A 25,695-nucleotide genomic window follows, 5' to 3' on the forward strand; every position below is an offset into this window, starting at 1 on the left:
GGTTAGTCATTATTATGACCGACCGAGTGTGTCAAAGATTTTTTGCCATGAAATGGAAATTTCTTTTATTTTTCTTCTTGGGTTCTCTTGCTATATGCGGCAATAATGTGCGTGAAACAGACGACTCTGTTAAAATAAGTGGACAAGTTAAAAACGCCCTGAATGGCAATATCATAGAATCAGCGCGTATAACGTGTGTAAATATAGATAGCATTTCATCTGAACATTATGTGTCTTTTGTGAAAGACATTTCCAACGTACCACACTTGTGGCATGAATATATGTATGAGTTCAAGGTGCCAAAGTCTGCTAAATACAGATTATATATTGAGTCGGAAGGTTTTGATAAAGACTCTATTACAATAGAAATTCCCGAAAGGCAATATGGACGACGAGTTCGTGAATGGGAAATGGAAGATATATTTATAATACCAAAACGTCAAGCAGAAAATTTAGGCACAGCCGTTGTGCGGGCAACTCGCGTGATGGTAGTAATGAAGGGGGACACGTTAGTGTATAATGCTTCTGCTTTCAAGTTAGCTGAGGGTTCAATGCTTGATGCATTAATTGCACGCTTGCCAGGAGCGAAAATTGATGAGAATGGACAAATTTTCATCAACGGGAAATATGTCAATAGCCTGTTACTCAATGGGAAAGACTTTTTTAAGGGGCAGGCACATGTCGTGTTAAAGAATCTACCTGCTTATACAGTCAATAAGATAAAGTTTTATCAGAAAGAGGCTGATGATGCTTATCTCGTAAAGCGAGATCAAATTGACCGACAAGGTGACCCTTGGGTGCTTGACGTACAGTTGAAAAGAGAATATAGTACAGGGTGGTTAGTTAACGCGGAAGCAGGATTTGGTAGTATGCATCGCTATATAGGTCGTGCTTTTGCTTTGCGTTTTACAGAAGTTTCTCGCTTGATTACTTATGCGGGTAGCAATAATTTAAACAATTCTTCTTCAGCAGACTTAGATGGTACATGGAATTCATTTGAAAAAAATGTAGGGCGAATTGTAAATAAAGCTGGTGGCATAGATTACCTAAAAGAAAATCCACTTCGTCATAGCCAGTTTAGACTGCACTTGTCTGGAACTCATCAATCATATTCTTTGGAGGAATATTCAAACCAAACGCTTTACCTCCTCAATCCTAATGTTTACAAAAGAACCTTTTCACAATCTCAAGACGCTAACTCTAACATCAATGCATACGCTCAACTTCAATATAGGATGAAAAAGATGTTTCTGTTCATGAAATTGGAATCTTCTTATGAAAGGCAAAACAACAAGTCTTTTTCACGCGAGGCGTCTTTTGATGCCCCCCCGAGGAATATAGTTGGGGAGGAGCCCTCGACAGTCTTTACGAAGGTTCTCATGCATATAAATCAAGAAATTCATTTATCAGCAGGTTACAGGATTTGAATACAATAAAACGTGACACGTGGAGTTTCAACTATTTTCTGAATTCAAGCATAGTTTCTCCATTTACAGGTAAGAAAATCGGTCTAAAAATCAATGCTCAGCATAGTAATAGTTGTGCAACTGGTCGGAATGCCTATGATTATGAGAATGAGGGCATCAATACCAATCTGCTTCAGAAACGTCCTGCACACGCCCGAACGAGCAAATTAGAAACAACGATGAGTTATGAACTATTAAGCAAGAATAAATTCCTAATAGAGCTGATATACAACTTTTTCTATGGATATACTAATGACCGTCTTTCTATTTTTGCATTGCAAACTGACACCAATTTTATATCTGCCACCGATTGGGCTATTGCAACTACAGAAGTATTGCAACCAAATTCTTATCGAACGAGCATCCAAAATGTAGAACACGAACCTTTGCTTAAATTATATTGGCGGCTTTCGCCTAAGATGGTAGTTAATATGTCTTACCCTGTGCGGTTTATACATGAAAAAATAAATGATTCCCGTTATGCATTTTATCAAACCAAACGTCGCAACTATGCCACCTTTGAACCAAATATAAACGTTTCCATTCCTGGAATAGGAGAACTCAATTATCATATAAGCAACCGCGCTGCGCCTATAAAGAATCTTTTGGATATAAATGACGACACTCAACCCCTTGTCAACCGTTTGGGTAATTCAATGCTCAAACGACCCGTATCACACCAGATAATGTTTTGGTGGCAACGCATGTTAGGAAAAAATCAGCGCATGATGAACGTATATTATTGGTACAATATTTATGTCAACAAAGTGTCGCTGGGACTGAGCTATGACCATTTGAGTGGAGTTTCAACCATAAAGCCAGATAACGTCAATGGCAATTGGGATATGTCTCTGAGATTCTCACTGTCGCAAGCACTTGACAAGGCACAACGGCTTCGTGCTACCATCGGGCTCGGGGGAAAGTATGTTAATTCTGTAGAACTTATCAACAATGATATGTCTGCAGAACCGAAAAGGAGCAGTGTGCGGAATTTTGAACCAGACATATCAGGGCGTATCAACTACAGCCTCAACAAACTGAACTTAGCCCTCCGTGCTTCTACATCATGGCAGCACATCACAAATACATCAAACGCTGACAACAACATCAACGCATGGAAATATCAAGTTGGTCTTTCTGCACAATGTCCATTGCCATTAAAACTGACATTGAATTCTGAATTATCAGTACGTGGGCGCAGAGGCTACAACTTTAGTGAAATCAATACGGACGAAGTTGTGTTGAATGGGTCATTATCTCGTGCTTTCGGCAAAAAAGATGAGTTCATCGTAAAACTATATGCAGAAGACATTCTTGGCGGTCGAAAGAATGTCAGTACCATTGTAAATGCCCAAGGTCTTACCGAGAAGTGGCAAAACACATTGCCGAGGTATGTCATGCTAAGTATCATGTGGAATTTCCATAAATAACATGAAAAAGCATTTCCCACACTACTTTCAGAGCGAGATGATGGACTGCGGTCCGGCGTGCCTGCGCATGATAGCCAAGCACTACGGACGGCACTATTCGTTGCAGACACTGCGGCGTAAGTGTTTCATCACACGTGAGGGCGTGTCGCTCCTTGGCATCAGCGACGCGGCGGAGAGTATCGGTTTTCGCACCAATGGCGTAAGACTTCGGTTAAATCAACTGGTGGAAGAAGCAAAACTGCCTTGCATTCTTCACTGGAACCAGAACCACTTTGTGGTCTGCTATGATATCAAGACAAACAGAAAAGGCGAACACACTTTCTATATCGCTGACCCAGCCTCACAGTTGCTCAAATATAAACAGGACGAGTTTTGCAAATGCTGGCTGGGCGCATCTGTTTTGTCTGACCAAAAACAAGGAACGGCTTTGCTTTTAGAACCTGGTGTAAACTTCGCCAACACAGAGGACGAACCGGAAAAAAGCACGAAGAAAGATCTGCTTTTCTTCCTTCGTTACCTGTTGCCTTACAAAAGTCAGTTTGCACAGCTGGCCGTAGGAATGCTCTTGGGCAGTGCTTTGCAGATGGCGTTCCCATTGCTCACACAATCCCTTGTCGATGTAGGTATCAACGGAAAGAATTTGGGGTTCATTACACTGGTCCTGATAGCCCAACTTGCTTTGTTTGCTGCGCAATTAGTGGTAGGCTTTATCCGTAGTTGGATTATGCTGCACATCAATACGCGCATTGACATCGCGTTGATTTCCGACTTCTTGATGAAGCTGATGAAATTGCCGTTGAGTTACTTCGACACAAAGATGACAGGTGACATCATGCAGCGCATCGGTGACCACGGACGCATCAAGTCGCTTCTGATGGGCAATTCGTTCAATATCATCTTCTCCATCTTCAACTTCTTCCTGTTTGCCGCCATTTTAGGTTATTATCATCCACTTATTCTCGGCATTTTCCTTGCCGGCAATACGCTCTATGCCATTTGGGTATTGTCGTTCATGCGTTTCCGTCGCGAGCTGGACATCAAACGCTTCAACCAGAGTGCGGGCGAGCAAAGCAAACTTATACAGCTGGTGCAAGGAATGCAGGAAATCAAACTTAACAACTGCGAAAAGCAGAAACGATGGGAATGGGAACACATCCAGGCACGGCTGTTCAAAATCAGCGTGCGCGGAATGTCGCTCGGACAGATACAACAAGCCGGCTCCGTGTTGTTCACGCAAAGTACACAAATCATTATCTCCTTTATTGCAGCAAAAGCGGTGGTTGAGGGAAACATGACACTCGGTATGATGATGTCCATGACCTACATCCTCGGACAGGTTTCTGCGCCAATCGGCGAATTTATCGGCTTCGCACAAGCCGTGCAGGATGCCAAAATCAGCCTTGAACGCCTGAATGAAGTGCACAACCAGAAAGATGAGGAGCAGGACAGCGAAACAAAACTTCATGAATTACCTGCAAATCATGACATACACTTGGAAAACATACGTTTCAGTTATAGTGGTGCAGAACGCGACTACGCCCTCGATGGTGTCTCGCTCACAATTCCAGCCCATAAAGTAACCGCCATTGTCGGAGCCAGTGGTAGTGGCAAAACAACAATCGTAAAATTGCTGCAAGGATTTTATGAACCGTTGCACGGACAGATAAAGATAGGCAACACACCGTTGTCTATGATACACCCCAGAATGTGGCGCAGCCAGGTGGGGTCGGTAATGCAGGAAAGTTTCATTTTCTCAGACACCATTGCCAATAATATTGCAGTGGGTGTGGACGAAATAGACCCTGAACGCCTGAGACATGCAGCACAGGTTGCCAATATAGAAGAATTCATACTTTCGCTCCCGATGGGCTATAGCACCAAGATAGGTATGGAGGGTAACGGCATCAGTGCCGGTCAGCGACAACGCATACTCATAGCGCGGGCGGTCTATAAAAATCCCGAATTTATCTTTCTTGATGAAGCCACCAATTCACTCGACACGGGCAATGAACGCAAAATCATGGAAAATCTGAACGAGTTCTATCGTGGTAAGACTGTCCTTATTGTCGCTCATCGCCTTTCCACGGTAAGAAATGCCGATAAAATCATCGTGATTGACCATGGGAAGGTAGCTGAAGAGGGAACGCATGAAGAGCTCACCGAGAAGAAAGGATTTTATTATGAATTGGTCAGAAATCAGTTGGAACTGAACCGGAAAACGACAAAAGAGAAAGCAAATGGATAGCGAGAAAGATTACATGAAAGGATTGTCTCTTCGCAGTGAGGAGGTGCAAGAAATCATGAGCAAACCGCCTCACTGGACGTTGCGATGGGGATTTTTACAATCGCAATGATTCTTTTGGGGCTGCTTGTCGGAAGCTTTTTCATACGATATGAAGAACAAATGTCTATCGTCGCGGTTGTGGAGAACAACATTCCCATCGTGAACATCACCGTGCCAACAGACGGGACTTTAGAATGTAATTATGTAAAGAATGGAGAAAACATAACCTGTGGCGATACACTTTTTACTTACCATCCCAAAAAGATGAACTCCAAAGAAACCGATGACAGTCTATGTGCTATTCTCAGCCCAACAGACGGCATGATAAGTTTTCCTTATCCACGCACCGCAGGAATGTCGTTGAAGGCAAAATCTCTTTTCATGGATATCGTGCCTGCCAAAATGCAGGATTCTTCTATGCATGCTTACGGATTCCTGTCCGAATCTGATAGAGGCAAGGTAACTGTGGGGCAAACGCTACGTATTCCCATTGATAATGATGTCTTATTGGGCACTGTCGGTGCTATTTCTCCTTTGCCCAACGACAAAGGGCTCTACTATTTTGATATAGCATTGTCACCTAAATCAGAAGAACTTATTATGGATAGAAATACGCTCTTTTATCATAAAGATCTACCTGCTGAAATAATCATTGGAAATTCACGTCTCATATACAAAATCTTCGCTTCGTTTACGAACTGGTAGTTTACAATGTACAGTTACTCACGCTACAGTTGAAGCAGCGTTTCAAGAAAGAGTGTGAAGCACACAGAGTTCGATATATACAAAGACTATTGGAGCTAAAGTCTAATTTACAGATATTTTGTGACACATAGTTAATCATGTATTTCAAGCTATGATTCTGTTTGAGTATCTTTCTTATTCTGCCACTCATCAGCAATTTGCTCCCAGTTAATATTACGTTCCTTGCATCTTGTCCAAACATCCCAATAGTCAGGGTCATCGGATTGTGGACATTGTGATTTCGGCAAAGTTCTCATCTTCACCATGACAGGTAATTCAGATGCCCAACCTAGCAAAACTGCATATTGGGATGGAAGTGATGGCATTTCACGCAGAATGCCCCTCATATTGTCAGGTAATAATCGATGTACTAATTCTTGATCTCGATCATTTGATATTCGGTGTAACAAGAACGAATTGCACTGAGAAAGTACTGTTGGAGATAATTCGGAAGGTCTTTGTGAAGAGAGTACTAATCCCAGACCAAATTTTCTTCCTTCTCGTGCTATCTTTTCAAATACTTTGCAGCATTGGGTGGTGGGACCTGTGTTCTCAGCATCGTCATTATAACGTTTCACGAAATAATGAGCTTCTTCCATAATCAATACAGTAGGTAAGCACTGCTTGTTTAATTTGAGGTAACGTTGTTGAGCCTCAAACACCATACGAGCAATTACAGCAGTTACTATACTTGTGACATCAGACGGGAATAATGACAAATCAATTATTGTTAGCGACTCTTTATTGTCCGCACCAATATAGTTACTTAGCCAATCATTCAAATTAAGGCTCTCGTCATCAATAACTTTCTTGACTCGAACATCTGACAACAAGGTCTTGATTCGAGGCAGTAAAGTAACTACATATTCTGTTGTATTCAGTATTTCTGCATTTGCCTCGATTGAACGTACAAAATTTTCCCCAGTGAAAGGAATGGGACTGTCTTCATCAGTCGGCAAAAACTCTTCTTCCTTACCACCCGCTTGTAAAAACACGTCATATAGAAGCGTTCGTAAATCATTGATTTCAAATCTATTATATGTATAATCTATAAATCCAGAGCCAGATCTCGTACCTTGGAATTCAACTATTTTAGAACTAACAGCGGAAATAGCAGTCTTTAATTCGTTTGAAAAATCATCCGTTGCAACGATTCCCTCACACCATTTCATTAATAAATTATGAAAGCCCATCGTTTTTCCACCACCAATCCAAGGAAGACCATTCTTTATGCTTACATCAAGAGCCGAGATTATTGTTCTTACATAGTTTGACAATTCTCGTTCTTGAGTTTGTTCCTCAAACTGCACTCCACTTCTTACCGACTTTAGAGCATGTACGATAGTGGTTCTATGGGTCTTCGGGGATGCTTTGGTAAAACCACACCATTCATCGGTATTCCAAAACCAAAGTGGGACTTGTAATTGTTTCTTCCCATCCCCTTCTTCCACATTAACCGTGTAGATGTTCGCATTCGCCTTATCTGCAAAAGCCTTGCTGTATTCCCCATTTGGATCTAATACTATAAAGCGGCTGTTAATGGATTCTCCTTCTTTAGCCAATTGTTGTCTAGTACTTTCAAGAGACCACCTTATTAAACCTGCTACAGAACAAGACTTTCCGCTACCAGTATTTCCAAGTATAGCAAGATGTCTTCCAAACAAACGGTCTGGATCAATCATTACTTTTGCATTACCCATAAGTGGGCTTTTACCAATATACACCCTTCGATTCTCTCCTGATTCAATGATAGATTTTAACTGATCTTCCGTTGGTAAGATTACAATATCTCCTACCGATGGGAATGTTTCCAATCCGCGTTTAAACTTATAGCCATTCTCTGTTCCCACAAGTGTTCCTAATGGCTGTAATTCCATTTTTCGTAGTGGAAAAGGCAAATCTATCAAGCCAAAGTCTTGAAAACCGCTACGCTTAGGATATGGGGAGCGTTGTATTGTTATCCATGAAACTTGCCCTACTACAAAGCCTAAATCAATAGGAATCATCACGTATCCGTTTATACGTGGGAAGTTCCGTGGGGTGCCTGTATTAAGAGCTACACTGTCTGGCGATTCTATGTCAAGCAACACTTCAATCCTGTCTGGCGATATAAATTCCACCGTACCAACTCGAAGTGAGGATAACTGTTCAATGGGGGTTGTAATCATATGCTATACGATTGGGGTTGTTGGAGTTGTTGAGGTAGAAGACGAAGGAGTGACGGGCGCGGATGAAACTGAAGATATTGTTGCAGACGCGCTTGAATCAGCACCCATTCTGTGCTGTAACAGTTCTGCCATTCTAATAGTAGTCCTGTCAATAGCAGACTTAGGCAAGTAATCATTAGCCAAATTGGTAATGTCTCCCAAATCTTTACCAATTAGCATAGACATCTGTGCATAATGTGCCGATTCATAGTAAAACTTCAATATACGACCAATTGGATCATCATAAGAAATGACCACTAAGTGTGTTGAAGGTATAGTAAGCATATCATGAATGGCACGGTTGATATGCTCATCTCCGAAACCATATCCGTATGTCACCAATGTGCTATTGGGTCTGCAAATAGCTGCAGCAAAATCACGGAATAACTCTACATAGGGATATTCAGCCGTTTCACGGTCTTTTGCAGAGTTGGGATATATCATCAACTTTAGCGCATCAGAGCCTTTCAGTCCTGGTGCGCTCAAATATGGCCCAATATCATTAGCGCCAAAAGGCAAGCCTACGCGTCTTATTTCACTGCCATTCTGTATCCAGTCAACAGAGCCATGAAGTTTAGTCAGCCTCGCAACACCTTCGAGATAACGTGGTTCTCCTCGTATTCCTGGCGGATTATAGTGGATGTCAAGATTTAATCTTGAAGACCGAAATACTGGCATCATGGTTCCTACAAACCTGTCCATCAAATGTACACCTGCCAATTCTGTTCCAGCCTCAATTAATCTATCATAATTGGTTGTAAATATATTCAGTCTTTCCCTATTTCCTGTGCGACTTGCAAAACTGAGGAGGAAATTAACAAGCACAGAATAAGCGTTTTCCCGTTTATCCTCAACAGCTGTTGCTATTCTATTCTCAGATTTTAGTATAGACATCGCAAATTCTGAGATAATCATATTTAATTCACTTTCCAATGCTGCTGCCTCAGAATCCCTCTTCAAGATTCTTAGCCCACGCAACAAATCATTTGCTGTCCTTATCTGGTCTTCTATATTACCTTTCTCGCGTCCACTCGCTTCTGCAGAAGCCTCTGCGGCCTCTTGAATCTCATCCTTAAATTGGGTGAAAGTAGTTGCTCGCATCGTTGTGCTGCCTGCTGCTCCTGCTAAGAAACTGATAGCATTAGTAATACCAGAACCACAAAGAAGAGATAGATGCTCTGATTGGAATAGAGAAGTCAACCATGGTTCAATACGTTTACGAAACACAGATTTATTTACCTCTCCATTATCATCGGGCAACCATCCACAACTGTCAGCATTCTGCACCTTTCCGTCCTTATCAACGAGAATTAATTCACGGTCATCCCGTGTTTTTATTACATTACCTCCTTCTTTAAGCACCGTTTGGGCTTTTTCTATTTCTAGTTTTATATCCATCATAGACCAAATTGTATAATATTAAATAATACTTTTCTTTAACTTACCTATTCGCTTATTCGGTTAGTTTGTCACAATGTTTGATGGTTTTATGATTTTTTCTTCTGTTTCAAGATTTCCTTCTCTATGTTTGGCAACGAGGCTACGAATTTTTCAAAACGAACCTTGCCCATGCGTTCATAAAGTGCACGGCCCAACTGATAAACCTTTGTCTGTAGCAATTCTGGCATATAGCTGTCGGGATTCGTGTCGGCTTGCTGTGCATTCTCGATGGCATTGAGCATCAGGGGCAGGTACTTGATGTAGTAGTAACCACCTTTTTCTATCTTGTCAAGCGCCTGTTTGGCATCGTGGGCAGTCTTAATACCAAGGTCTGTCAGGTCTGCCCGTTTGTGATAGAGTAGCCATATCTCAATGCTTGGGTTGCTGATGACCAGATGCCAGTTGTCCTTCTGGGCGCAGAAGGCATGAAGTTCCTCTATCTGCTCCTGCGGCCAACGGTCAACGTCGATGACACACCATAAGGAGTCGCCATCATCGGCGCTCAACTGGTTCTCAGCGATGTATGCCTTCACCTTTTCTAGTACTTTCGACGGAGAAGATGCCTTTCTCTTTTCTTGCGGGTTTTCTTCGTCAAAAACCTCTGGCTCAATGATGTCAACCTTGATACGGTCGATGCCGTCGAAAAGTCTGAAGTAGTCTGGCTCACGCTCAGTCCCTTCTGTAGCAATGGCAAATAAGGAATAGTCGCGAACCTTCTCCTGAGGGACGTCCCTCGTATAGCCTCTAACTTTGAATCCCATATCACTCCCAGTTTAATTCGTTGAAACGTGCCAAGAAAGGAATGGCTCCGAAACGGCCATTGAGGTAACCTTTCTCCAAATCAAGATCTGCACGGGGCTTGAATTCGTCGAGCGTGTACAGATGGGTACTCTGCGTCTCGCGGTCTTTCTCTGCAAACCAAATCTCATCGTTGCGGAACACTTTTCCGTCGAGCAGACCTGCATCGTGGGTGGTGAAAATCAGCTGGCCCTTCATGATCTTGTCATTGACAATACGTGAAACTAGTGAACGTACAAGGGTGGGATGCAGGCTGCGGTCCAATTCGTCAATGACGTATGTGCAAGCCTCGCTCTTGACATTCTGAACCATCGGTACAAAGTCGAAAATGCGCTGGGTGCCGTCCGACTCCTCCTTCAGTTCAAAGTCATAAAGGTTGTCGTTGACCTTATGGAGAGCCTTTACACGGCGCACGAAATACTTGTTGCCTTCGCGGCGCATACTGACGGTGAAGGCACCCGTATCGATCATCACTTCTTCTGAACCCTCGGGCGAACGTGAAAGCCTCTTAACAATGCCATCCACGCCCTGCACTAGTTCGGGCCATTCGGAAAAGCTCTGCTTGAACGACTCAATATCCTCGTCCTTTAAGGTAAGCTCGTTGATGCCGAGATCCAAGGCTGAGATAAGGGCTTCAGACTGGGATTTGAATCTTTCGTCGGAATACCTATTATCGAAAATAGAGGTCGAGCGGGTCTCAGGGAAGATGACGTGCAACTTGGTGGTCAACCAAAGGAACGCATCGGTCATCTGATTGTTTTTCACCACATCGTGCTTCGACAGCATCAGTTCGTTGCCCTTCAGCAGATTGTCTTCTAACAAAGAAATCAGCAGTTTATTCTTTGCCTCGTCCTTTTTGTTGCCAGCCAACCTGATGTTGGTCTTACCAGTCTGCGCATCATACTTTCGTTCAAACACGCAAACGGGTTTCTTAACAGTAGAATACAGCCATTCTTCCATACAGAGGTTGCCATGATAACTCACTCCGTATGAATACTGGTCTGACTCGGTGCCAAACTCCACTTCGATGGTTGCAGGCATTTCCGGATCGTTGTACTTGTTGGCATCTCTGAAAGCAGTTGGAGGCAGATTGCCAACAGCAACCATAGCCTGGAGTCGGCCAAGTGCTTTGACTAAACACGACTTTCCAGCGCCATTTGCACCATAAATCAAAGCTGTTCTCAACACACTGGCACCATGGTCTTGACTATGAACATGCCAATACTTCCTGCGGACATTTGATGACGGCAACATATTGAATTCTGTTTCCTGGCCGTATGACTTAAAATTCGTCGTTACAATCCTAATTAGCATAGTAAAACATTTTTGTTTTGCGCAAAGTTGCGAAAAAATCGTCACATAAAACTCGCTCTGCTTCAGTTTTTTTAATAGTTTAACTGTTTTTGCTGAAAATTGTCTTTTTTTGTTTAGTGAGGCATATTATATAGGAAATGGATTGAATTAGTAGCATCTTTTTTCTAAAACTATTTTTAGAGTTACACCCTTAAGGGAGTGTTTCCGAGTTTCTTAGATGTCATTTTGGTGTTGTTGATTGTATCTTTGTGCCTTTTTAAGGAAAAAGTCTTCATAATTCATAAGTTACCAATATAGTTAGAAAAACGTTAAATCTTTATTTAATTCACCCTTTGTGGAATCTTTATTACTACTGTTCTATAATTTAATGCGTAAAATGATTATACAAAACGACTTCATATACTATGGCTACATCTGTTAAAACACTCATTTATGAGTGATTTTTTAGGAACAGCTATACTTTATAACCTTTTCTTGAGTGTTCCTCGAAAGGGGCTGTAACATGAATGGAGTTTGTAATCTCCGCCATTCGGCTAATATCCCTAACGCAATTATATATTACTATGTTGCAATAATGATTTAATATTCAACAAATATTACCGAGCCGTGAGGCTAAGTTTATTCACGCAGACATGTGCATTGCTTATTCTTGGGTTTGTTTCTTGAGTTTGCCATGTTTCCGAAGCGTCGAATAATAGCAAATGCTTGTGGGGATGCTTAACGGCATCCCCTTTTGATTTATAAACTGTCTTTTCCAACCCCACCTAAATAAAGTTCCTTTGCCGTATCAATCAACAACTGATACACTATGGCAAAGGAACTATCTACAATTTTGACCGCCGCCGCCGAAGTGCGCGATGCTTCCGAACGCGGCGAGAACACTGCCACTCGCGTCGGCGGTGTACTGTGTGACCTGCTCGAATACCTCGCCGCCGCAGTCTTGGCAGGGGACATACAGGTCGTCAGCGACGCGGCAGGCACAGGACTTGTCGTAAAACTTCGACAAGCGAACGGTGTGGCGTACAACCAACGCCTGAACCTTCCCGTCGCCAACGCTTCGGTAAACGGACTGCTCACACCCGACCTGCTTGGCAAACTCAATGCCGCCTACAGCACCAGCGGCACCAACCAGACCGCCATCGAGACACGCCGCTTGGAAATCGAAGAACTCACCAAACGGCTCAAAGGCCGCAGCGACTACTCCAACGCCTTCACCGACCCACAAGTATTCCTCGGCGACCTCGACACCATCGAGGAAGTGAACGCCGCCATCGACGCACTCGTTACTTCCGCCGCTTCGCCCGAAACGAAGTACACGGGATATTGCGTCGTCGGTCTGTTAGGCTCACGCTTCGACATACACCAATACGCTCTGCACTTCGCAACGGGCGACTTCGTGCAGTGCGTCAGCGGCTGCGTGAAGATTGCCCCCGATGCCATGAACCTCCAACAACACGGACAATACAACATCGTATTCCGCCGTGTCAGCAACTTCACACCCGACATCTGGAAAGGCATCTCAACACTCATCCCCAATGCCGATGAAATGTACTATGGTCTGCTCGACCCACGCGACAAGATGAAACTCAACAACGTCGTTGACCTCGGCTATGTGACCACCAGCGCGACGGCAGAGAACTGGGCTAAAAACCCTTCATATCTCACAGAGAAGAAACGCCCCACGATATTCCAATACTACGATGCACGCAACGCACAAGTCGGTATGATAATATCGCTTCCTGCCAGCGCAACCACTTTCGGACAGACACTGCTGCTTGGTACTTACATCTATAGACGCACCGTCACAGTGAACGGCACAACCTCCACCGCAACAAGTTGGACTTCTTTATAGCTTATGACCCCCAAGATCAAAAACCAATACACCCTTAAAGTCCCTGTCAGCGACACGGAACTTTTAGACCTCGGCGTGGACGGCATCATGGCCAGCGTCTCCACCGTGGAAGACACTACCAGCGTATTCGACGACTGGAGAATGCAGTTCCGTCCCGTGCCTGGTTATGCAGGCGAAATGTTTGCACCCTTTGGCATAGACAACCAACTACCGTATAAGATACGCGAACTCATCGGCAGCGATGAAGTCACGGCGCAAAACAAGCTCTTTAACGTGCTGACCTGCTACGGTGCAGGCTTGCAACTGCAAGACAGCACTACGAAAGAGCCGACTAAGAACGCCGAAGCCAACAAATTTGCCAGACGAAATGCCCTGTCCTCATTCTACTTGGAACAAATCACCGACATGAAGTATTACTTCTATGCCGTGTGCATTGTCATATTGAGCAAGGACGGCAGCAGGATCAATCGCCTTGTGCATAAGGACGCTTGTTTCTGCCGCCTGCAAAAGGCAGACCGCCAAGGCAGGATAAGACACGTCTATTACGCCAACTGGCAATATAAAAGCCCACAGAAAGGTGAAGTGGAACGCATCTCACTACTAAGAGAACACGACCCAATCGGCGACCTTATGGTCAAGATGGGCAAGGAGGCAGGTATGGACGGCAAGAAGTTCGTCAGGACAAAGGAAAGAAAATTCGCCATCCTGCTAAGATTCCCGACAGTAGGTTGCCAATACTATCCCACGCCATACTACGCCGCCATGTTCAGAGGCGGCAGCTACGACGAGAAACGCCTTATCTCCGCTGCCAAGATAGCCAAGATACGCAATCACGCTTCGGTAAAATACCAAGTCGAAGTAAACCGCGACTATTGGCAGAAGCTGATTTCAGAGGAACGGATAACCGACCCACTGAAACAGCGCGAGCGCATCAAGAAAGAAAAGGAGAACATCCGCGACTTCGTGGCAGGAGTCCACAACAGCGGCAAAGCGTGGATAACCGGCTTCTATATTGACCCGATGGGGCACGAAGTCAGGGACATCCGTGTCGTCAATATAGAGGGCACGAAAGAGGGTGGCGACTATGCCGACGACATCAATGTAGCCGCCAACACACTGTGCTATGCCGACAATACGCACCCCAACCTTGTCGGTGCAGTACCGGGCAAGAGCCAACAGAACAACAGCGGCAGCGACAAGCGGGAATTGTTCACGATGAAGCAGGCAATGGAAACAGCTTTCCATGATCTGCTCCTGCGTCCCCTCGAACTCGTCTGCGAGTTCAACGGTTGGGACGACATCGTGCCCACCGTCCCGATGATTATGCTCACCACCTTAGACCAACACAAAGACGCAGAGCGCATCAATCCCAAACAACAGCAAAAACTATGATAACCAAGTCATACTTTGAAGCCCTCGTGCCGTCCTTCCGCGACTGCGAGGACGAAATCTTCCATTCGATAGAACCCTTCTTGCAGAACATAGCTCAGTCAGTACAAAGCGAGTTTGAACTGACACAGGAACAGACAGAGAGCGAAACAATCGCTCCGCTGTTTTTTGCCTACGTCTGCAAGCGCACGGCATACGAAGCCCTGCCACACCTTGATTTGATACTCACCGCCAACGGCTTTGCCGTAGCCAGTAATCAGAACCTCACGCCAGCCAGCCGCCAGCGCGTCTATGACCTGCGAGAGAGACTGCGCAGGGAAAAGTCAGACGCACGCGATGCACTGATGGCAGAACTTGCTACGAGCGGACTATACGCGCCAAAGACGCTGCTTTGGTCTCCCAAGCTGATACGCAAGTACGGTATCCGCACAAAAGACGGCAACATGGTCTATGAGGAAGAAATGCAACTCGTGCAGACGGACATAGACGCAGCGCAGCACAAGTGCGCCATGATAGTAAGTGAGGAACAAATGGAAGAACTTATATCGTTACAGGAAACGATGTTCTACAATGACCTCACTGACCTTTGCCGCCGTTTCATCGCCTCACACGTCAAGGGCGACTTTCGCCAAATAAGGCTGATGACCAACCATGTGCAGGACTATCTCAATCGCCATGCCGACGACCTCCCCGTGTATAAGTCCAGCTCCAAGTACGAAGCCGACCATTTTGTTTCCTATGAAAACAAAAGAGAAGACCCGACCTACTTTTTCGGATAGTACCGAAAAGACAAAGCTCATTCCCAACGCGATTGAAGTTTTCGTGCCAGCGAGTTGGCAGGAACTGACGGACAAACAACTGCGGTTTGTCTATCGCCTGTTGGGAGAGGATATACCCGCCGAGCGGGTGATGCTCTATGCTTTCCTGCGCTTTGCAGGACTGCATATCATTCGCAAGGAGCGAGAGGGCGTATATATCATACGCAAGGGACATTCGCTCTACGCCGTGAGCGAGAGCGACCTTATCTGTGGCGCAATGCAGCTTGATTATATCGGCCAGCCATCGACGTTCCCCTTACGGGTAGAAGCATTTAACGGTCATCTGGCTGTCAATCCCGACCTGAGAGAGTTTCCCTTCGGGCACTATCTGCAAATCGAGGCTTATTACCAAGCTGTCTTGCGTAATAAGTCTGAACAGCTGCGTTCGCAGTCAGCCCGCCACGCGGAGTGTGGCGAAGGCTGGAGCGAACAATTAAGCAGCAGTGAAGAATTACTTTGCTTCACGGAGATAGCCGCCTTGTTATATCCGGGCTTCAAAGGAATCCCAAACAAGACGCTACAATACAACCTGCTTGCCTGGCTATTCGGTGTAAAGCATCTGTTTGCTTCCGAGTTCCCCGACCTTTTCCGTCCTGTAGTAGGGAACAAGGACGGTGAAAACGACTGGCTGGATATGAAAGCCATTACGGAAGCCGAAATCAGAGCCTTGAACGGTGGCGACATCACCAAGACCGAAGCCGTCCTCGCAGCCGACACCTGGGGCGCACTAGCAGAACTTAATGCAAAGGCAAAGGAAGCAAAAGAGTTAGATAGAATTAGAAACAAATGAAAAACCGCACGCGGAAATCCGCCCACGTTTGCAAAACCACTGTGCGCCCCCATATCGCTTGTAATATACAAAGCTCGCAAAGACACAACCGAGAGTATTTATTCCTGTACCTTCAATCCACCGCTGATTTCGGTACGGTATAAAGTGTTCAGGGAGTGCCATTTATAAATAAAACGCACACTTGTTTTACCCCGACCACCACCCCTAAAGATAACAATATGGACGCAACAACATTATTTGATTTTCACACTTACCTCTACGAGCTAACAGAGAAAAACAAACTGGCAAGGGAACACGACTTTTACCCTTGCTCTTGCAGCGGCATCGGCTATTTGGAAGAGATGCTTGCTTCCAGCCGAAGCCACAAAGCCTTTGTCTGCGTCTCCGACGTGTCGGAAGACTGCACCCAAAGGCACAGCGGCGGATGGTTCAAACGGAGAGTTTTCACCGTATTTATCCTTAGTAGATACAACATAAGGAGTACAGCCGACTACAACGAGAAGCTCTCTTTGTGTAGGGAACTGTTCCGCCAGTTGCACAGTCGCTTTCTCATAGATGAGCACGACTTGCAAAACGAACTCGCCTACTTGGATGTGGAAAATATCCGAAGCAGGGAGTTGGGCGGTCAGTTCCTTAACGGCTGCACGGGTCTTTACTTTATGCTCTCTATTGACGAGCCAATCGATTTACAATACAACCGCGATGAGTGGAAGCAAGAGTAACAGCCAAAAGCAGCACCTAATTAGCACCTACTCCAAGGAGTGGTATGCAAAGATGGTTGAAATCTGGCGCGACCGCTTGGACGCGATGGGCATCCACGATACGGGCGCGTTGCGTTCCTCCGTACATAAAGGCACATTCAACATCTCCGATGCAGGCGGAGCAATGACGTTCCTCTATCTCACCTACGGCATCTATGTCGATTTGGGCGTAGGCAACGGCTATCGTCGGGGCAACGGCGGCGACCTAAAGTTCCTCGACCCCGTCTATCGCCACGAACACCATAAGGGTCAGCCACGGAAACGTCGTCCTTGGTTCAATGTGTCGTGGTTCATCTCCGTGCAGGTCTTGAAAGAGAAACTCGGTGAACTTATTGGAGAGGAGTTTAGCGGTCTTTTCGATAATCTCACACGCCGCGAACGCGGTTGAGCCGTAAGTGCCGACGGCAGTAATTACCCGTGCTTTTGTTATATAAGGCTGGTGGCAATCTCGCTTCCGGCCTTTCTTCGTATATAGGAATCACGTTTCAAGTCCGTGCTTTGACACATCGGTCTGTTTGTATCGGTGTTTTTCTGGCGCAAAGTTACGGGGCGGAGCGTTTGGCAAGGGTTTCCATAAAAATTGAAGACTACGCATAAATTTTGACGGACATCCTCCCTTGTCCGCTATACGCTCTTGTTGCCCTCGTTCCGAAGCACCATAAAATTCACTGCTAATTCAAACAGCACAATGTTTAACATCAAAACACTTACCACAATGAAACGCAAGTATTCAGAAGAAGAAAGACAGGAGCAGATGATGCTTCACAAACATTTCTCACGCACGGGCAATCCAGCCCTTTACGTCGGTACCTACGCCAAGTACAACAGCGGCTCGCTGTATGGCATGTGGGTTGACCTCGCCACCTTCTCCAATTATCAAGAGTTCATCGAGTTCTGCCGCCTGCTCCATTGGGACGAACGCGACCCCGAACTGATGTACCAGGACTTCGAGGGCTTCCCCGAAGAATGGTATTCCGAGTGTGGCATAGGCGAGGAGACCTTCGACCTCATTGTCGAGTACGCTTCGCTTTCCGACGAAGACAAAGAAATGGTCGATGCCTACGCCACCTGTACAGGTGAACACGACATAGACGCCGCCCGCGACAACCACTGCGGACAGTGGGATAGTGAGGAAGACTTCGCCTGGCATATCTTCGATGAGTTCCACGCTTCACTGATACCCGTATCGATGCACCAATACTTCAACATCGAGCGGTTCGCCAGCGACCTTTTCGATTTCGACTACTACTTTGAAAACGGACACGTTTTCTTTAGGTAGTCCTTAAAGGTGCTGCATCAAGTGTTAAACCGCTGTCATTTGACGGCGGTTTTTCTAAATTTTATTTATAATTTTGCTCATACAATAATAACATATAAAACGTTTAATTATGATATTATCAAAGCAGACAATTAAAGAAACTTACAAGTCGAATCGTTTTTGGCTTATTATGGCTGTAGTAGGGATCTGGTGTCAATTATTTTACACCATCTATCAGAACAGTTTACAAACAAATGATGTTTATGTTAGTGGAGGTTCTATTGATGTTGATGGTACCGTTAATGTTCGAGGTTCTGTAGATGTGGATAATACTGTAGATGTAGATCTTAGAGCTATCAACGGATATAGGAATTGCTTTTACAACAATTATTCAAAACACCCCAATGACTATTATAGACTTCCTGTAATAGTTAATTAGACGCATCTATGTCTTTTACCACCCCCATAAAAGCGTGTTACTTTGCAACAAACCGAAAGTAACACACTTTTCTTATGACCTCCACCGAAATCAAGACCATTGAACTCATTGTGAACTCAGAGCAGGCGAATAAACGCTTAGACGACCTCAGCCGTCGCCTGACCACGCTCAAACAGAAAAGGGAAGAAGCCTTGAACAAAGGCGACAGCAAAGGCCTGCAAATCTACACCCGTGAGATTCAGAAATTGGAGCGCGAGATACGCAACACCGAATCCCGCGCCAACATGATGTCAGCAGCCCTGAAGAACCTCGACAAGTCGTCTCCCAATGAACTCAAGCGCACCCTGCGCGAACTCCAGAAAGAACTGTCCTCCGGCAAAGTCGCTCGCGGTAGCAAGGAGTGGAATACACTCACCAAGAGCATCCGTGAGACCAAAACCGCCCTCAACGCTGTGAACGCTGAAATGAAAGCCGTCAAGAACGTCGGCTTCCTTGACCGCGTGGCGGAGTGGAACAGCAAGTGGATGGGCTTCATTCTCAACCTGCAGGCAGGTCTGCAAATCATCACCGGACTGCGACACATGATGCAAGGACTTGTCGCCGACTTCGCCCAGATGGAGGAACAACTCGCCAACACCAGGAAGTACACCGGCATGACCGCCGAACAAGTCGGACAGCTCAACGACGCTTTCAAGAAGATGGACACCCGAACCAGCCGCGAACAACTCAACGAACTCGCTCAGGAAGCCGGACGCTTGGGCAAGACCTCGATGGAAGACGTACAAGGCTACGTCGAAGCCGCTGACATCATCAACGTCGCCCTCGTTGATTTAGGCGACGGAGCTACACAGACCATCGCCAAACTCACCAACATCTTCGGTGTGGAACAACTACTCGGCACCAAAGACGCGATGCTCGCCGTAGGCTCTACGGTAAACGTCCTCTCCCAGAACTGTACCGCCAGCAAGCCCTACCTCGTGGAGTTCGCACAAAGAATGGCAGGCGTAGGCGCACAAGCCGGCATGACCATCCCCGAAATCCTCGCTTTCGGTGCCACCCTCGACGCCAACGGACAAAAGGTAGAAATGTCCGCATCCGCCATCGGCAAACTCACGATGAACCTTTTCCAAAAGCCTGCCGAGATTGCCAAGCAGGTAGGGCTTGACGTGGAAAATTTCACCGAAACCCTCAAACGAAGCACCAACGAGGGCTTGATGATGTTCTTGGAACGCATCAACCAATTAGGCGACAAAGACGGCTTGGCAGTCCTTGCCCCCATGTTCAAGGACTTGGGCATGGACGGCGTAAGAATGTCGCAAGTCTTAGCCACCCTTGCCAAACACCTCGATATGGTCAAGTGGGAACAGCAGGAAGCCAACAAAGCCTTCCGAGAAGCAAGCAGTGCTACAAACGAATACAATATCTTCAACACAACAGCCCAGGCAAAGTTAGACAAGGCAAGGAAAGCCGTCACGGAAATGCGCGTGGAACTCGGCGAGAAACTCATGCCCGTAGCTGCTCACATGCTCAATGTCACGACCGCATTTCTCAGAATACTCAGTACCACCATCACCTTTGTCGGCAGACACAAGACCGCCATACTGACACTCACAGCCGCTATCGTAGCCTATACGATAGCCGCCAACGCTGCTGCCATTGCCACCAAAGCCAAAGCAGCAGCCATCACCATAGCCAACACGGTAACCAAAGCTTATACCGTGACCGTCAATACCTTGAAAGCAGCCTACATCGCCCTGCAACTCGTCATGGCGAAACTGCAAGGCAACTGGCCACGGCAGTCGGCACTCATGCTCGACTTAAAGAAAGTCGGCGCATCCCTCGCCAGCGGCTGGGGCGCACTGATAGCCATCGGCATCACGCTCGGCAGCACCCTCTATAACCTCACCAAGAACTACATCGACAAACGCAGAGAAATGGAAAGGGTACGCAGAGAACAGGAAAACTATCGCCACGCCACCGCCGCCATCATTGACGTACAGAAAAAAGCCCAGCAGAGTTACTACACCGAAAAGCAACGCTTAGAACAACTGCGAAAAATCGTCAAGGACAACACCAAGAGCCTTGACGAACGCAAGAAAGCTATTGTAGAGATACAAAGAGTCGTCCCCAACTATCTTGCTTCGCTCAGCAACGAGGGACGGCTGCACGAAAAGAACGCCAAAGCCATCTACGACTACTTAGACGCCCTGAAGAAAAAAGCCATCGCCGAAGCCCTCTACCAAAAATTGGTGGAGAGCATGAGCAAGAAAGCCGATGCCGACATGGCCGCAGACAGCTGGGAACGCGGCATCAACTACCGCAAGGGACAGATACGCATCGCCGAGCAAGGCGCACAAAAGTCCGCCGACTACACCGAAAGCGTCACGGGCGGCTGGACGGCGGGCTTTACGGAAAGCTCTGTCGCACGCCTTGGTACAGGACAGTTGAACAAAGCCGAACTGCAACGCCAGCAAGACATCCTAAAATACGACGAACAACGCCGAGACTTCTGGAAACAAAAATCCGCAGACGAAGACGCTTTCCAGCAATCTTTGTTTGCCTATGCCAAGAAACAAGGCGTATCGGCACAGCTCGAAGCCCTCATCGCCAGCGGTGGAAAGACCACCAATATCAACGACCCCGGCTTCGGTGCTGCACCTGGCACAGCAGGCGGTGGCGCAGGGGCAACGGGAACAGGCAGCAGCGGCGGCGGAAGAACTGGCAAAAGCGGCAGGGGAGGAACCACCAACACCACCGACCCCAAGAAAGCCGCCATGGAACAGTATGAGCGCGAAGCCCTCGCCAAACGGCTCTACAACGAGATGCAATACCAAGTCGGCTTGATAGATGCAAGGGAATACCAGAAGAAAATGCTGGAGATAGAAGATGAATACCTACAAAACGCACAGAAACTCTACGAGCAGGACAGCGAAGATTGGAACTTGCTCCAGCAGAAACGCTACGACAACAGCCGTACCTTGAAGAAACTGGAGGACGAATGGGAACTCCAGGACATTGCACGGCAGGAAGTGGAAGAACAACGTGCCTTGCAGGACAAATACCTCGCTAATCAAATTACAGAACAGCAGTACGAGGAAGAATTCCTGCGCATCAAGCTCGACTACGCCCAGCGGCGTGCCGACTACACCCGTGACGCGATGAGCGAAGACGCGGTGAAGTATGCCGCTGCCTTAGAGGAAGAACAATACCGCCAGCGTTTAGACCGACAAAAGAAATTCCTCCAGCAGGCACAGCAGCTGCAGCAGGAATACTTCAAAAAGAGCCTTGACGAACAAGAAAAGGACGAACTCGCTTTGCTTGACCGCCTTATCGAAGCCGGTGTCATCGCCAAGGAAAAGGAAGAAGCCTATAAAGCCGAGATACAAAAGAAATATGCCGACCTCAGACTAAAGGCAGAACAGGCCGCAGAGGAAGAAGCCAAGAAGAAAAAGAAAGAGGAAGATGAAAAGAAAGGCAAGATAGACGACCCACTGAGTGGTAGCAGTTCTGCCCTCGACGAGTGGTCATCCACCTTCGTGACCATGATGGAGAATCTCAACTCCATGCAGCAGAAACTCAAAGACGGCGAAGCCGGCTGGAAAGACTACGCCGCCGTTGCCACGGCAAGCCTTGGTATGATTTCCGCCATAGCGTCATCTTTCGCCAACCTGTACCAGGCAGAGCAAAGGGGAGAGGAACAAACTATCGAGCAGAAGTACGACAAGGAAATAGAAAAAGCAGGTCAGAACACCAAGAAAGGCAAGAAACTCGAAGAAGAAAAACAGAAGGAACTTGCCAAGATAAAGAACAAGTACAACAGCAAGGCTATGGCTATGGAGATAGCGCAGGCAACAGCTAGCACCGCCATGGCCGCCATCAACGCTTACGCCAGTGCTGCAGAGATACCCCTTATAGGGCATATCGTCGCACCCATCGCCGCAGGACTTGCACTTGCCGCAGGCGCAGTGCAGATAGCCTCCATCAAGAAACAACATGCCGCACAAGCGAGCGGCTACTATGCTGGCGGCTTTACCAGCGGCAGGAACTACCGCAAGAAAGCCGGTATCGTTCACGAGGGCGAGTTCGTGGCAAACCACGAAGCCGTGAACAATCCGCAGTTGCTGCCCGTGCTACAACTCATAGACACCGCCCAGAAGAACAACACCGTCGCAAGGCTGACGGCAGAAGACGTGAGCCGCACGCTGCCCGGCAACCCCTTGTCGATAGTGTCCTCACCTATATCCCTCTCCGAAAAATCTTCAAGGGATATAGCGACAGCCGTTCCGACCTTTGCTTCTAACAACGAGACTTCGGGGAACGTCACGGGCACTACTGACACACGCACAGCGGCAGCGTTGGAACGCCTCACGGAGCGTTTGGAACAGCCCATAGAAACATTTGTTACTATAGACGGCCCAAACGGACTGCACAGGCAATACAGCAAATACCAGAAGATGTTAAATAGAAAATAACCATAAAAGGTAATTTCCTTATCCATGCTCCAAATCTACATCAATAACCAGCAAGCCGTCTTAAAGACAGGCACGCAAATCAAGTTCACCCGTGAAAATCCCTTCTTCTCCGAAGCAGGCGACTACACTCTTGACGTGACTTTTCCGCTTTCGGGCTGTGCCCAAAACCAAAAGATCTTCGGTGCGGTACACCGTCCCGAAGCGTCACGCAAGGCATTGCTGCAACGCTCCTTCACGTTTCGATTGCAGGCAGGGCTTTTCTCCCTGTCAGGCAAAGCCGCCGTGACGGGTGTCACGCAAGAAGAAATAAAACTCCAGCTGCTTGCAGGCAAGTCTGCCTTCAACTTCGACAGCACGGACACCGACAGCGGCGAGGAAGTCTATATCGACGAACTGCCACTCGGACTAATGACGCAGCGCATCTACGATAAACTTAGCGAATGGACGGCAGACCACATGCAGGAATACCTCGACAGCTTCAGCAGTTCCGGCTGGCTGTACGGTAAGGACAATCTTATTCCCTCCGTACTGTTCTCCAAAGTCCTTACTCCAGCAGAACGCAGTCAGTTCATGTTCGGCGACAGCGACCATACCGACTGCGTGTTCTTTCCTATCTACTCGCAGGAGGACGAAGCATGGAGCAACTGGCTCGACTATCGCTATTGGGGTGATGACATCTACATGGGCGACAACGCCAATCCGCGCCATACTTGGCGCAGGGATATGGAAACGTACTTCTTCCGGCTGAAAGCTGGAAAGTCGTTTCCGCTGCCGCACAGCCAGCCGCCTGGAGCATACCTGTTCCAGCAGCTTACTGTGCAGAACGGCGAATGGGTGACGGACGATTTCTCCGTCGCACCGCAGCCATACCTTTGCTTCGTGGTGGAGCGCATCTTAGCCGCTTTGGGCTACACGCTCAATCCCGCCGACAATGCCCTGAGAAAAGGCGCGTTCAAGAACGTCTTTATTGCCAATGCAAGAAACACGCAACAGCTTGCCGCCATCCTGCCGCACTGGACGGTCAAGCAGTTCTTTGAGAACCTGCAGAAGTTCTTGAACGTGATGATAGTCGTAGAGGGAACAGGCGTCAAGGTGGAAAGCCGTAACACAGCCTACCAGAGCGGCACGCCCGTAGTGCTGCGCTCCGTCTCGGACGAGCAGAGCACAGACCTCGACGAGGATGGAGACAGCAAAGACCCCACGGCAGGCAACGTGGGCTACGACTTCCCCGACGCGATGACCGCCAAGAACAACCTCGGCGAGAGATACGAACAGGTGGAAGTGCGACGCTTCAACTCATATGCGGAGATACAGGCTGACTTCGCTTCCCTTGACCAGACCGCCAAGTCGGAGAGTAACATACTCTACATCGACATGAGTACCGGCGAGCGGTACTACATCGCCTACACGCCGCAGCCCACCGAGCAGGATATATGGGCAGGCGCATACGAGCTGAAGACCATCGACCTTATGGGACCACTGTGGAGAACCAGCAGCGGCAAGATAGACAACGAACTGAAATTCGTGCCGTGCCGTATGACTGACTACACACCCACTTTCCGCACTAAAATGGAATGGGGCGACGCCGTGAACAAATATGTTCCGCAGTCGCAGCCATACCCGTTGCACCCCGAAAACGTGGACTTGGACGGCGGTCAGTACGGCGGCTTCCATATCCCGTACCTCGTAACCAGCGATACACGCGAGAGTTTCATCGAGACGAAGCTCAACCTCAGTCAGGAAGTGATGCGCGTAGCAGGGGAGGAAGACGAGGAAACGCAGGAAGCCACTGGCAAGCGCGACGTGATAGAACTTGCCTTCAACGCTGATGCCGAGCACATGTTTGTCTATGAACAGACATACCAGCCCTTGGCAAACTATCCTGGTACTATCAACGTGCGCTTGTCCTATCCCGTAGGCGTGCCGTACTACGCCGACCGCTTCGGGAACTGGAAGGACGAGGGCGAATACCTCTTTGTCATACGCAACCGAACAGGGCAGGTGGCGCAGGAACTCGATGCGCTCTCACTCGACATCGACACGCGCTCCGTCACGCAGTTTCAGTTCACGGACAATCTTTTCGACCCTGCGGCTGTCGTGATTGTCCGAGGACGCAAGTACGTCTGTCAGAAACTCGAAGTGACGATAGACGAGCGCGGCCTGCAGCCAATGAAGCGCGGCTACTTCTACGAACTTGGGTAGAAGCAGCCGCGCTATACAATATTATAAATAT

General features: G+C 47.2%; 18 protein-coding genes. 14 read left to right on the forward strand and 4 right to left on the reverse strand.

The window, feature by feature from the left end:
- The first annotated feature begins 47 nt into the window (after positions 1 to 47).
- The 4 genes from C7Y71_RS09880 (at position 48) to C7Y71_RS09895 (ending at position 5,885) form a co-directional block, all read left to right on the forward strand.
- On the forward strand, positions 48 to 1,427 hold the full coding sequence (locus tag C7Y71_RS09880; protein WP_151908906.1) for a hypothetical protein: 1,380 nt from the start codon (positions 48 to 50) through the stop codon (positions 1,425 to 1,427).
- The gene (locus C7Y71_RS09885) at positions 1,424 to 2,896 is read left to right on the forward strand and encodes a hypothetical protein (protein ID WP_151908907.1); all 1,473 of its coding nucleotides are present in this window, start codon (positions 1,424 to 1,426) and stop codon (positions 2,894 to 2,896) included. Before C7Y71_RS09880 ends, C7Y71_RS09885 begins: the two co-directional genes overlap by 4 nt.
- A gap of 1 nt (position 2,897) precedes the next feature.
- Positions 2,898 to 5,141, forward strand: coding sequence for a peptidase domain-containing ABC transporter (locus C7Y71_RS09890; RefSeq protein WP_111897540.1), 2,244 nt, complete (start codon positions 2,898 to 2,900; stop codon positions 5,139 to 5,141).
- Between the two features lie 159 nt (positions 5,142 to 5,300).
- Positions 5,301 to 5,885: an HlyD family secretion protein gene (locus C7Y71_RS09895; RefSeq protein ID WP_193215905.1), complete on the forward strand. Its 585-nt coding sequence runs from the start codon at positions 5,301 to 5,303 to the stop codon at positions 5,883 to 5,885.
- A gap of 149 nt (positions 5,886 to 6,034) precedes the next feature.
- On the opposite strand, the gene C7Y71_RS09900 is transcribed toward C7Y71_RS09895, so the two are convergent.
- From C7Y71_RS09900 to C7Y71_RS09915, 4 genes are all read right to left on the reverse strand, one after another.
- The gene (locus C7Y71_RS09900; RefSeq protein WP_226943440.1) at positions 6,035 to 7,930 is read right to left on the reverse strand and encodes an ATP-binding protein; all 1,896 of its coding nucleotides are present in this window, start codon (positions 7,928 to 7,930) and stop codon (positions 6,035 to 6,037) included.
- 165 nt (positions 7,931 to 8,095) lie between these two features.
- The gene (locus tag C7Y71_RS09905) at positions 8,096 to 9,532 is read right to left on the reverse strand and encodes an SIR2 family protein (RefSeq protein WP_226943441.1); all 1,437 of its coding nucleotides are present in this window, start codon (positions 9,530 to 9,532) and stop codon (positions 8,096 to 8,098) included.
- A gap of 86 nt (positions 9,533 to 9,618) precedes the next feature.
- Complete coding sequence (locus tag C7Y71_RS09910; RefSeq protein WP_111897543.1) at positions 9,619 to 10,332, reverse strand: RloB family protein; 714 nt, start codon at positions 10,330 to 10,332, stop codon at positions 9,619 to 9,621.
- A 1-nt stretch (position 10,333) separates the two neighbouring features.
- Entirely contained in the window at positions 10,334 to 11,683 is a 1,350-nt protein-coding gene (locus C7Y71_RS09915) for an AAA family ATPase (protein ID WP_111897544.1), read from the reverse strand.
- Between the two features lie 808 nt (positions 11,684 to 12,491).
- Between C7Y71_RS09915 and C7Y71_RS09920 the strand changes: the two genes are divergently transcribed.
- The 10 genes from C7Y71_RS09920 to C7Y71_RS09965 all read left to right on the forward strand — a co-directional run bounded on the left by C7Y71_RS09920 (position 12,492) and on the right by C7Y71_RS09965 (position 25,664).
- Complete coding sequence (locus tag C7Y71_RS09920; RefSeq protein WP_111897545.1) at positions 12,492 to 13,535, forward strand: hypothetical protein; 1,044 nt, start codon at positions 12,492 to 12,494, stop codon at positions 13,533 to 13,535.
- A gap of 3 nt (positions 13,536 to 13,538) precedes the next feature.
- A complete protein-coding gene (locus C7Y71_RS09925; protein ID WP_111897546.1) occupies positions 13,539 to 14,927 on the forward strand; it encodes a hypothetical protein in 1,389 nt (462 codons plus the stop codon).
- Positions 14,924 to 15,703 (forward strand): DUF6712 family protein, encoded by a 780-nt coding sequence (locus C7Y71_RS09930; protein WP_111897547.1) that lies wholly within the window; start codon positions 14,924 to 14,926, stop codon positions 15,701 to 15,703. Before C7Y71_RS09925 ends, C7Y71_RS09930 begins: the two co-directional genes overlap by 4 nt.
- Entirely contained in the window at positions 15,663 to 16,532 is an 870-nt protein-coding gene (locus C7Y71_RS09935) for a hypothetical protein (protein ID WP_111897548.1), read from the forward strand. The genes C7Y71_RS09930 and C7Y71_RS09935 overlap by 41 nt, the downstream gene beginning before the upstream one ends.
- Positions 16,533 to 16,750: 218 nt before the next feature.
- Complete coding sequence (locus tag C7Y71_RS09940) at positions 16,751 to 17,254, forward strand: hypothetical protein (protein ID WP_111897549.1); 504 nt, start codon at positions 16,751 to 16,753, stop codon at positions 17,252 to 17,254.
- Positions 17,235 to 17,681, forward strand: a complete 447-nt coding sequence (locus C7Y71_RS09945) for a hypothetical protein (protein ID WP_146739335.1) — start codon at positions 17,235 to 17,237, stop codon at positions 17,679 to 17,681. Before C7Y71_RS09940 ends, C7Y71_RS09945 begins: the two co-directional genes overlap by 20 nt.
- Before the next feature lie 327 nt (positions 17,682 to 18,008).
- Positions 18,009 to 18,572 carry an antirestriction protein ArdA gene (locus tag C7Y71_RS09950; protein WP_193215906.1) on the forward strand — a complete coding sequence of 188 codons (564 nt, stop codon included), beginning with the start codon at positions 18,009 to 18,011 and terminating at the stop codon, positions 18,570 to 18,572.
- Positions 18,573 to 18,681: 109 nt separating this feature from the next.
- Positions 18,682 to 18,990, forward strand: coding sequence for a hypothetical protein (locus C7Y71_RS09955; protein WP_111897552.1), 309 nt, complete (start codon positions 18,682 to 18,684; stop codon positions 18,988 to 18,990).
- 74 nt (positions 18,991 to 19,064) lie between these two features.
- Complete coding sequence (locus C7Y71_RS09960; RefSeq protein WP_111897553.1) at positions 19,065 to 23,462, forward strand: phage tail tape measure protein; 4,398 nt, start codon at positions 19,065 to 19,067, stop codon at positions 23,460 to 23,462.
- A gap of 24 nt (positions 23,463 to 23,486) precedes the next feature.
- Entirely contained in the window at positions 23,487 to 25,664 is a 2,178-nt protein-coding gene (locus C7Y71_RS09965; RefSeq protein WP_111897554.1) for a hypothetical protein, read from the forward strand.
- The last annotated feature ends 31 nt before the right edge of the window (positions 25,665 to 25,695 follow it).

It is taken from the genome of Pseudoprevotella muciniphila (assembly GCF_003265305.2).
GTDB lineage: Bacteria > Bacteroidota > Bacteroidia > Bacteroidales > Bacteroidaceae > Alloprevotella > Alloprevotella muciniphila.

Coding starts and splice junctions, on each gene's coding strand:
- C7Y71_RS09880 (WP_151908906.1), top strand. CDS start 48: ATGAAATGGAAATTTCTTTTATTTTTCTTCTTGGGTTCTCTTGCTATA.
- C7Y71_RS09890 (WP_111897540.1), top strand. CDS start 2,898: ATGAAAAAGCATTTCCCACACTACTTTCAGAGCGAGATGATGGACTGC.
- C7Y71_RS09895 (WP_193215905.1), top strand. CDS start 5,301: ATGTCTATCGTCGCGGTTGTGGAGAACAACATTCCCATCGTGAACATC.
- C7Y71_RS09900 (WP_226943440.1), bottom strand. CDS start 7,930: ATGATTCCTATTGATTTAGGCTTTGTAGTAGGGCAAGTTTCATGGATA.
- C7Y71_RS09905 (WP_226943441.1), bottom strand. CDS start 9,532: ATGATGGATATAAAACTAGAAATAGAAAAAGCCCAAACGGTGCTTAAA.
- C7Y71_RS09910 (WP_111897543.1), bottom strand. CDS start 10,332: ATGGGATTCAAAGTTAGAGGCTATACGAGGGACGTCCCTCAGGAGAAG.
- C7Y71_RS09915 (WP_111897544.1), bottom strand. CDS start 11,683: ATGCTAATTAGGATTGTAACGACGAATTTTAAGTCATACGGCCAGGAA.
- C7Y71_RS09920 (WP_111897545.1), top strand. CDS start 12,492: ATGGCAAAGGAACTATCTACAATTTTGACCGCCGCCGCCGAAGTGCGC.
- C7Y71_RS09925 (WP_111897546.1), top strand. CDS start 13,539: ATGACCCCCAAGATCAAAAACCAATACACCCTTAAAGTCCCTGTCAGC.
- C7Y71_RS09930 (WP_111897547.1), top strand. CDS start 14,924: ATGATAACCAAGTCATACTTTGAAGCCCTCGTGCCGTCCTTCCGCGAC.
- C7Y71_RS09935 (WP_111897548.1), top strand. CDS start 15,663: ATGAAAACAAAAGAGAAGACCCGACCTACTTTTTCGGATAGTACCGAA.
- C7Y71_RS09940 (WP_111897549.1), top strand. CDS start 16,751: ATGGACGCAACAACATTATTTGATTTTCACACTTACCTCTACGAGCTA.
- C7Y71_RS09945 (WP_146739335.1), top strand. CDS start 17,235: ATGAGTGGAAGCAAGAGTAACAGCCAAAAGCAGCACCTAATTAGCACC.
- C7Y71_RS09950 (WP_193215906.1), top strand. CDS start 18,009: ATGAAACGCAAGTATTCAGAAGAAGAAAGACAGGAGCAGATGATGCTT.
- C7Y71_RS09955 (WP_111897552.1), top strand. CDS start 18,682: ATGATATTATCAAAGCAGACAATTAAAGAAACTTACAAGTCGAATCGT.
- C7Y71_RS09960 (WP_111897553.1), top strand. CDS start 19,065: ATGACCTCCACCGAAATCAAGACCATTGAACTCATTGTGAACTCAGAG.
- C7Y71_RS09965 (WP_111897554.1), top strand. CDS start 23,487: ATGCTCCAAATCTACATCAATAACCAGCAAGCCGTCTTAAAGACAGGC.